Origin of the sequence: Clostridium sp. CAG:221 (genome assembly GCA_000435835.1) — a bacterium.
Lineage (GTDB): Bacteria > Bacillota > Clostridia > Clostridiales > Clostridiaceae > Clostridium.
In genome coordinates this window covers 21,364-30,326 of the sequence record FR883396.1, presented here as the reverse complement: position 1 = coordinate 30,326, position 8,963 = coordinate 21,364, and the positions used below count along the sequence as shown (strand labels likewise).

General features: G+C 29.4%; 4 protein-coding genes. All 4 read left to right on the top strand.

Translation table 11 applies throughout. The features are described from left to right. The first annotated feature begins 189 nt into the window (after positions 1–189). The 4 genes from Q5O44_RS06435 (at position 190) to addA (ending at position 8,948) form a co-directional block, all read left to right on the top strand. On the top strand, positions 190–1,128 hold the full coding sequence (locus tag Q5O44_RS06435; RefSeq protein WP_022167577.1) for an ROK family protein: 939 nt from the start codon (positions 190–192) through the stop codon (positions 1,126–1,128). Between the two features lie 124 nt (positions 1,129–1,252). After that, positions 1,253–1,777, top strand: a complete 525-nt coding sequence (locus Q5O44_RS06430; RefSeq protein ID WP_022167576.1) for a GNAT family N-acetyltransferase — start codon at positions 1,253–1,255, stop codon at positions 1,775–1,777. 3 nt (positions 1,778–1,780) lie between these two features. After that, complete coding sequence (gene addB, locus Q5O44_RS06425; protein ID WP_022167575.1) at positions 1,781–5,218, top strand: helicase-exonuclease AddAB subunit AddB; 3,438 nt, start codon at positions 1,781–1,783, stop codon at positions 5,216–5,218. Then, positions 5,205–8,948 (top strand): helicase-exonuclease AddAB subunit AddA, encoded by a 3,744-nt coding sequence (gene addA, locus Q5O44_RS06420; protein ID WP_022167574.1) that lies wholly within the window; start codon positions 5,205–5,207, stop codon positions 8,946–8,948. Before addB ends, addA begins: the two co-directional genes overlap by 14 nt. Positions 8,949–8,963: the final 15 nt, after the last annotated feature.

The following is an 8,963-nucleotide window of genomic DNA, read 5'->3' as shown; positions in this document are numbered from 1 at the left end:
CCCTGCTAAGGGCGTAGGTCGGGCAACTGGCGCCCGGGTTCAAATCCCGGTTTCTCCGCCATAAGACATCTAACTAATGTTAGATGTCTTTTTTATTATTTAATAATACATAAGTTTTTAATTGTAAATATTAACAGCAAATGTTATACTTTTCATGTGGTGCTATCAGGCGAAAAGGAGAGATTAATTATGTCAAAAAAATATGTTGTAGGATTAGATTTAGGTGGAACTAAGATATATACAGCTTTAGTAGACTTAAATGGAACTATAATAAAAGAAAAAGTTGTGGAAACATTAGCTTTTGAAGGTGAAGAAGCTGTTATCAATAGAATGATGGATACAATTGACTATGTAATAGAAGGAACTGATAAAGAATTAATAAAGGCTATAGGAATTGGTGCTCCAGGAGCATTAGATTTAAAAGAAGGAATTGTAATAGAATCACCAAATCTTCCATTTGAGAATTTTGAATTAGTAGGAAAAATAAGAGCAAGATATGATTTACCAACTTATTTAGATAATGATGCAAACGTTGCAACTTTAGGAGAGTATAAATTTGGAGCTGGAAAAGGTACTGAAAATATGATTTACATGACTGTAAGTACTGGTATTGGCGGAGGAGCTATACTTAATGGTAAAATATTTAGAGGAAGTACAGGAAATGCTTTAGAAATCGGTCACACTACAATATCTCAAGAAAGAACAAGATGTGGATGTGGAAATATCGGATGTGCAGAAAGCTTAGCATCAGGAACTGCAATAGGAAAAAGAGCTAAAGAAGCTGTTAATTCAAATGCAGAAACATCATTAAAAAATTATGATGATGTAACATCAAAAGAAGTATTTATTGAAGCTGCAAATGGAGATAGAGTAGCAAAGGAAATTTTAAATACATCATTAACTTATTTAGGAATAACAGTTGCCAATATTATAACAACTTTTGATCCAGAAAAAGTTGTTATTGGTGGAGGCGTAATAAATGGTGGAGACATCGTTTTAGAAACTATAAAAGAAGAAGTAGCTAAAAGATGTATGAAAGTATTTGTTGATTCATGTTCAATAGAAAAAGCAAAATTAGGTGGACAAGCAGGAGTTTTAGGAGCTGCAGCTTTAGCTATAATGGAATAGATATAATTATATAAAAAAATTGCTTTAAGACAAATAATAACTGTTTTAAGGCAATTTTTTTGTACATAATTATCATAAGGAGTATTATTAAATGAGGAAAAGAGAGCTATGAGGGGATGTTAAAATGATATATGGTAAAGGGTTATATTTAAGGGAAGTAGTTAAGGAAGATATAGATAGAGCTTATGAATTATGTGTAAATGACGATGTATTAAAATATGATGGTGGATATACTTCCTTTGCATCGAAAGAATATATAAAGGAAAATTATAAATATTTTCAAATGAAATCAAAGAAGAATTATGCCATAGTAAATACTAAAGGAATTATGGTGGGAATAATATCATATAGAAAATCTAATTATGTTAGTGATGTATATTATATAGGCATATGCATAGGAAGAAAGTATTGGAGAATGGGGTATGGCGAAAATAGCATTAAAGCCATGCTTAGATATCTCTTTAAAAATAAAAAAGCTCATAAGGTAGAATTAGAAGTAGTTGAGGATAATATAGCAGCAATTAATTGTTATAAGAAATGTGGATTTATTGAAGAGGGGAAAAGGAGACAGAAATATTATTTTAAAGGAATATATTTAGATACTGTTTTAATGGGGATATTGGAAGAAGAATATAAAAAAAAGGAGTAAGAAATGGGCATAAGATTTATTTTTGGTAGAGCTGGTTCGGGAAAAAGTGAATTTTGCTTAAGATCTATAGATAAAAAAATAAGAGAATGTGATAAAGATAATAAACTAATATTATTAGTACCAGATCAGTATACATTTCAAAGCGAAAAGAAGCTATTAGAGCATACTGGTGAAAAATCACTTCTTAGGGCAGAAGTATTAAGCTTTAAGAGGATGGCAAACAGGGTTTTTGATAGAATTGGTGGACGAACAGAAAATATAATTGAAGATTCAGGAAAAAATATGCTTATTTATAAGTTATTAAAGGAAAATATGGATAATCTACATTACTTTAATAAGATAAGTAAAAAGCAAGGCTTTATAGGAGTAGTTTCAAAAACAATAACAGAATTTAAAAAGTACAATATTGCAGAGGAAACTTTAATAAATAAAAAAGAAGAATTAAATGAAGGTGAGTTAAGGGATAAAATAGAAGATTTATCTTTTATTTATCATGAATTTAATGATAATTTACATAAGAATTATATAGATTCAGAAGATGTATTATCACTTTTAGCGGAAAAGTTAAAAGAAAGCCATATGTATAGAGATGCAGAAATATGGATTGATGAGTTTACTACCTTTACTCCTCAACAGATGGAAATAATAAAGATTTTGGGCAAGAGATGTAAGAGAGTTAATATAACTTTATGCAGCGAAGGTAAAAATGAGGAAGAAACAGATATATTTGATGCCATTAAAAATACAGAGTATAAGCTTTTAAAGTTAATGGAGGAAAATAATATTTCTTATGAAAAACCAATTAATTTGAATAAAGATATTCCATATAGATTTAACCAAAGTAAAGAACTTGCTCATATAGAAAAACATTTATTTACTTATCCATTTAAAACATATAAGGGTAAAGTAAATGATATAAGACTATATAAAGCTAATAATAGTTATAGTGAAATGGAATGGGTTGCTCAAGATATAGTTAGATTGGTAAGGGATGAAAATTATAGATACAGGGATATAGCAGTTGTGTGTAGAGATATTGATAACTACGATAAGATAACTAGCGTAATTTTTAATGAATATAATATTCCTGTGTTTTTAGATAAAAAAAGAGAAATATTAAGCAATCCTTTAGTGGTATTAATTTTATCAACTTTAGAAATATTAATATCTAATTGGTCATATGAAAGTGTATTTAAGTATGTTAAAAGCGGCCTAATCAAATTAGATAGAGAATTTATAGATAAATTAGAAAATCACATACTTCTTAATGGAATAAAGGGCTATAAATGGACTGGTGAGCTCTTAAAAGGAATTGAAGAACCAAGTAAAGAAGAAATAGAAATTGCTGAAATAATGGAAGAAATAAGAAGACCAATTATTAACTTATATAAAAAAGTTGGTAATGAAAACACTGTAAAAGAATATTGTACTGCCATATATGAAATGCTTGTAGAAATAAATGCCTTAGAGACCATTGCTGAGTGGCTTGATGAATTCGAAAAGATTGGTTTACAGGATAAGATAAAGGAATATAGTCAGGTACCTCAAATTGTTATGGATATATTAGACCAAGCAGTTGAAGTATTAGGTGATGAAGTAACGGATATAAAAACTTTTGCTAGAATTCTCAGCTCTGGTTTTGAAGAGCATGAAGTTGGTGTAATACCTATGTCTTTAGATCAGGTTAATGTAGGAGATATTGCAAGAATAAAAGGCCGTGAAGTAAAAGCACTATATATTGTAGGAGCTAATGATGGAGTACTTCCTTCAGCCAATAAGAATGAAGGAATACTATCTGATGAAGATAGAATTGAATTAAAAGAGCTAGGTATAGAAATAGCTTCAGATACTAGAAGTAGAATTTTTGAAGAACAATTTATGGTGTATACTGCCTTAACTATTGCTTCAGAATATCTTATGATAACTTATCCAATGGCAGACTTTGAAGGAAAATCACTAAGACCTTCAATAATCATACCAAGGATGAAAAAGATATTTAAATATCTACAGGAAGAAAGTGAAATATACAATATAAACATTAAGGAAGATAAGTTTAATAAGATAACGGCACCAATACCTACTTTTAATGAAATGGTAACTGCCATGAGACGTGAATTTGAAAAAGAAGAAATTGAGGATTACTGGGTGCAAGCATATAAATGGTTTGAAGAAAGTGAAGAATTTAAATTAAAATCAGATGTGATATTTAAGGGACTTACTTATTCAAATTTAGTGGAAAATATACCAAGAGATTTAATTAAAAAATTATATGCTGATGATAATGGAAGATTTATGTTTAGTGTATCAAGATTAGAAAAATATGCACAATGTCCTTTTAGCTATTATATACAGTATGGCCTTAAGGCAAAAGATAGGAAGATATATGAGTTTACCGCACCAGATTTAGGATCATTTATGCATGATATCTTAGATAAATTCACTAACAAAATAAAGCGAGAAAATATAGCTTGGTCTGATTTAGATAAAAATAGATGCTCACAAATTGTTAATGAATTAGTAGATACTAAACTTAAGAATGAGGAAAATTCTATATTAAATAGTAGTAAGAAGTATCAATATTTTGCGGGTAGATTTAAAAGAATAATAACTAAATCTGTGGTGGTAATATCTGAACAAATGAGAAAAGGTGAATTTGATATATTTAAAAATGAATTTGATTTTGGTGACTTTAAAGATTCTGAACCTATAATCTTAGAGCTACCATCAAAGGAGAAAGTATATCTTAAAGGAAGAGTAGATAGAATTGATAAGGCAGTAATTGATGGTGAAACCTATATTAGAATAGTTGATTATAAATCAGGTTCAAAAACTTTCGATTTAAACGAATTATATTATGGATTACAAATACAGCTATTGGTTTATTTAGATGCCATACTTAAAAATTCAAAGCATATATTACATGAACAATGTATGCCAGGAGCAATACTATACTTTAAAATTGATGATCCAATAATAAAATCTAAGAAAGCTTTAGAAGATGATGAAATAAAGGATGAAGTATTAAAGAAGTTAAAGATGAATGGGCTTTTATTAAAGGATGCCAAGTTAGTTAAGGCAATGGATAAGGATATGGAGACTTATTCACTTATCATACCTGCAGCCTTTAAAAAAGATGGTGATTTTTCAAGCACAAGCTCTGTAGTAACAGAAGAACAATTTGATATATTAAGAAAGTATGTTAATGATAAGATGGTTGAATTATGTGATGAAATGCTTAGTGGTCAGATAAAGATTGAGCCCACTAAGTCATTAAAGGTAACTTATTGTGATTATTGCGACTATTCATCAATATGCCAGTTTGATACATCCATAAAAGATAATAAATATAAAGTGCTATTAAAGAAAGATAAAGAAGAGATATGGGATTGTATGAAAAATAAAATTGAACATCAAAAGGAGGATAATAATGTCGGAGACTAAATGGACAGATGAACAACAGCAGGCAATAGATACAAGGAAATGCAACCTTCTAGTGGCAGCAGCTGCTGGTTCAGGAAAAACTGCAGTACTTGTTGAAAGAATAATTAAGATAATAACTAATGAAGAAAATCCTGTAGATATAGATAAATTGTTAGTTGTTACCTTTACTTCAGCTGCGGCAGCTGAAATGAGAGAAAGAATAGCAGCAGCCATATCAAAAGCTTTAGAAAAAAATCCTAACTCTAAGAATTTGCAAAAGCAGCTTACTCTTTTGAGCAGAGCTAATATAACTACAATGCATTCCTTTTGTTTAGATGTAATAAAAAATTATTTCTATACAATAGATTTAGATCCTTCTTTTAGAATTGCAGATGAAACTGAAATAACACTTATGAAAAATGAAATAATTGAAGATATTTTTGAAGAGCTTTATGAAGAAGATAATGAATATTTTAAAGGACTAGTAGAAGCATATAGCACAGCAAAAGACGATGAAAAGTTAAAAGATATTATATTAAATCTTTATAAGTTTTCCATGAGTGGGCCATGGCCAGAAAGCTGGCTTATTGAAAAAGCAGAAGAATTTAATATTAATACCTTAGAAGAATTAGATAAGACAAAATGGGTGGAAATATTAAAGGATAATATAAGGGTAGAAGTTGAAGGATTTATCAATATGTATCATAAAGCTATTGAATTAATCAGTGATACAGAAGGATTAGAAGCATATTTAGATACTTTCAGAGGAGATTTAGAGTGTTTAGAAAATGTATATGAATCTCTAAATTATGGTTTATCAGAGATATATGCAGCTTTAAATGGTGTGGTATTTACTAAGTTAAAGACTGTAAGAAAAAGTGCTGTTTTTGATGAAAATGCCCAAGGGACTGTAAAATCCATAAGAGATACTGTAAAGAAAAAGGTGAAATCATTAATAGAGGATAGTTTTACTTTTACGCCAGAAGAAAGTCTGCAAGGAATAAAAGATGTATATCCTTATATGAAGGAATTATCAAGAATAACATTAGATTTCTTAGACAAATTTAATGAAAAGAAAAGAGAAAAAAATCTATTAGATTTTAATGATTTGGAACATTTATGTTTAAAAATACTTATTGATAGAGATGAGAATAATAATATAATACCTTCAGGTGTGGCAGAGCATTTTAAAGAATTCTTTGATGAAGTGCTAGTAGATGAATATCAAGATTCTAATAATGTACAGGAAACAATTATTGACCTTGTATCAAGGAAAAATAGCGATGATCCTAATGTATTTATGGTTGGGGATGTAAAGCAAAGTATATATAGATTCAGACAAGCAAAGCCTGAACTATTTTTAGATAAATATAGTAGATATCCTTTAGCTTCAGGAGGAAAAGAAAGAAAGATACAGCTTTATAAGAATTTTAGAAGCAGAGATGAAGTTTTAAGAGGTGTTAACTTTATATTTAAAATGGTAATGTCCAATGTTGTTGGAGAATTGGAATATACAGATGATGAGGCATTACATTTAGGCGCTACTTTCTTGGAAAATCAAGAAGAAGATTCAGAGGTAGGCGGAAGTATTGAACTTCATATCATTGATAAATCTGGAAATGAAGCTGAAGAAGTAGTAGAGGAAGAACTGCAAGAGTCAGAAGAAGAAGAAGAAGTGGATGCCATTTCTTTAGAAGCTAAATTAGTAAGCAAGAGAATAAAAGAATTATTTGAAGTAAAAGATGGTAAGAGATTTAAGGTATTTGATAAAGAAACAAAAGAATATAGAGATGTTAAATATAAAGACATAGTAATTCTTTTAAGAGCAACAAAGAACTGGTCAGAAATATTTCTTGATGAGCTAGGTGCTGAAGGAATTCCAGTTTATGCTGATACAGGTAGTGGATATTTTGAATCAATAGAAATAAGGACGATTATGTCTTTATTAAAGATAATTGATAATCCATTACAAGATGTTCCCATGATAGCTGTGCTTAAATCGCCAATAATGGGCTTCACAGCAGAAGAACTTAGTGAAATAAGGCTACTTAATAAGGAAAAATATTTTTATGAAATCATCAAAGATATTTATGATGAGAAATATGAAGTAAGTGATACTTTAAAAGCAAAATGTAATAAGGTTATAAGTGACTTGGAGAAGTGGAGAAATAAAACAATATATACACCAATAGATGAATTTATATGGTACTTATATATGGATACTGCTTATTATGGATATGTGGGAGCAATGCCTAATGGAACTTTAAGACAGGCTAACTTAAAAATCTTATTCCAGCGTGCAAAACAATATGAAAGCACTAGTTTTAAAGGATTATTTAATTTTATAACATTTATTAATAAGCTACGAAAATCTTCAGGTGATATGGGTAGTGCAAAGATTCTTGGAGAAAATGAAGATGTTGTAAGAATCATGAGTATACACAAGAGCAAAGGTCTTGAATTCCCTATAGTATTTACTTGTGGAATGGGGAAACAATTTAATTTAATGGATTTAAGCAATTCAATATTATTCCATGAAGAACTTGGTTTTGGCCCTGACTTTGTTAATTTAAATAATAGAAATTCATATAGTACTTTAGCTAAGGAAGCTATAAAGAAGAGGATAAGGCTTGAAACATTATCAGAAGAAATGAGAATATTATATGTTGCCTTTACAAGAGCAAAGGAAAAGCTAATTATTACTGGTGCCACAAGAGATTTAGATAAATCCATAAAAAATTGGGTAAGTGCTGCATCCTTAGATGAAAATATAATATTGCCATCGGAAGTATTAAAAGGAAAGTCATATTTAGACTGGATTGCCATGGCAATTTGTAAACATAGGCAGGGGGAAGAGCTAAGAGAACAGTGTGGTGCTTCTAGAGAGCTTATTGTGGATGATTTCTCTAATTGGGATGTGCAAATGTGGAGAAAAAGTGATATCCTTGGGGATAAAAATTTAGAGCCTGTGGATAAAATTGAAGAAAATACTTTAAATATAACAGCTACTAATATATCTGTGGATAAAGAAATAAAGAGAAGACTGGGATATAAATATCAATATGAAGAAGGCTCAATACTTCCAAGTAACGTATCTGTATCAGATTTAAAGCGTAAAGATTTGCAGTATGAAGATGAGGCAGAAACATTAGAGATATTTAGAGAAAAAGAAATAATCAAACCTAAATTCCTGCAAGAAGAAAAAGGATTTACTGCTGCTGAAAAAGGAACGCTTATGCATTATGTTATGTTAAGATTAGATTTTGATAGGGTAGGTAGTGTAGCAGAAATAAAAAAACAAATTGAAGAGCTTGTTTTAAATAAATCATTAACAGAAAAAGAAGCAAAAGTTATTAGATACACAAAGATATTCAATTTATTTAAAAGTGATTTAGGAAAGAGAATCTTAAAAGCTCATGAAGAAGGAAGAATGGTTCATCGAGAATTACCTTTCTTTACGGAAATAAGCAGTTTAGATATTAATCCAGAACTTAATAAGGAAATCTATCAAAATGAAAAGATTAGATTACAAGGAATAATAGATGGATTCTTTAAGGAAGAGGATGGAATAGTATTATTTGACTATAAAACAGATTACCTTGAAGAGGGAAATGAAGATGAAATTATAGAAAGATATATGGTTCAAATGAAGTATTATAAAGAAGCTTTAGAAAAGGTTACAGAAAGTAGAGTTAAAGAAGTATATCTTTATTTATTTGCTTTAGATAAGGAAGTACTATTAAAAGTTTAAAATATAAAGAGCTTA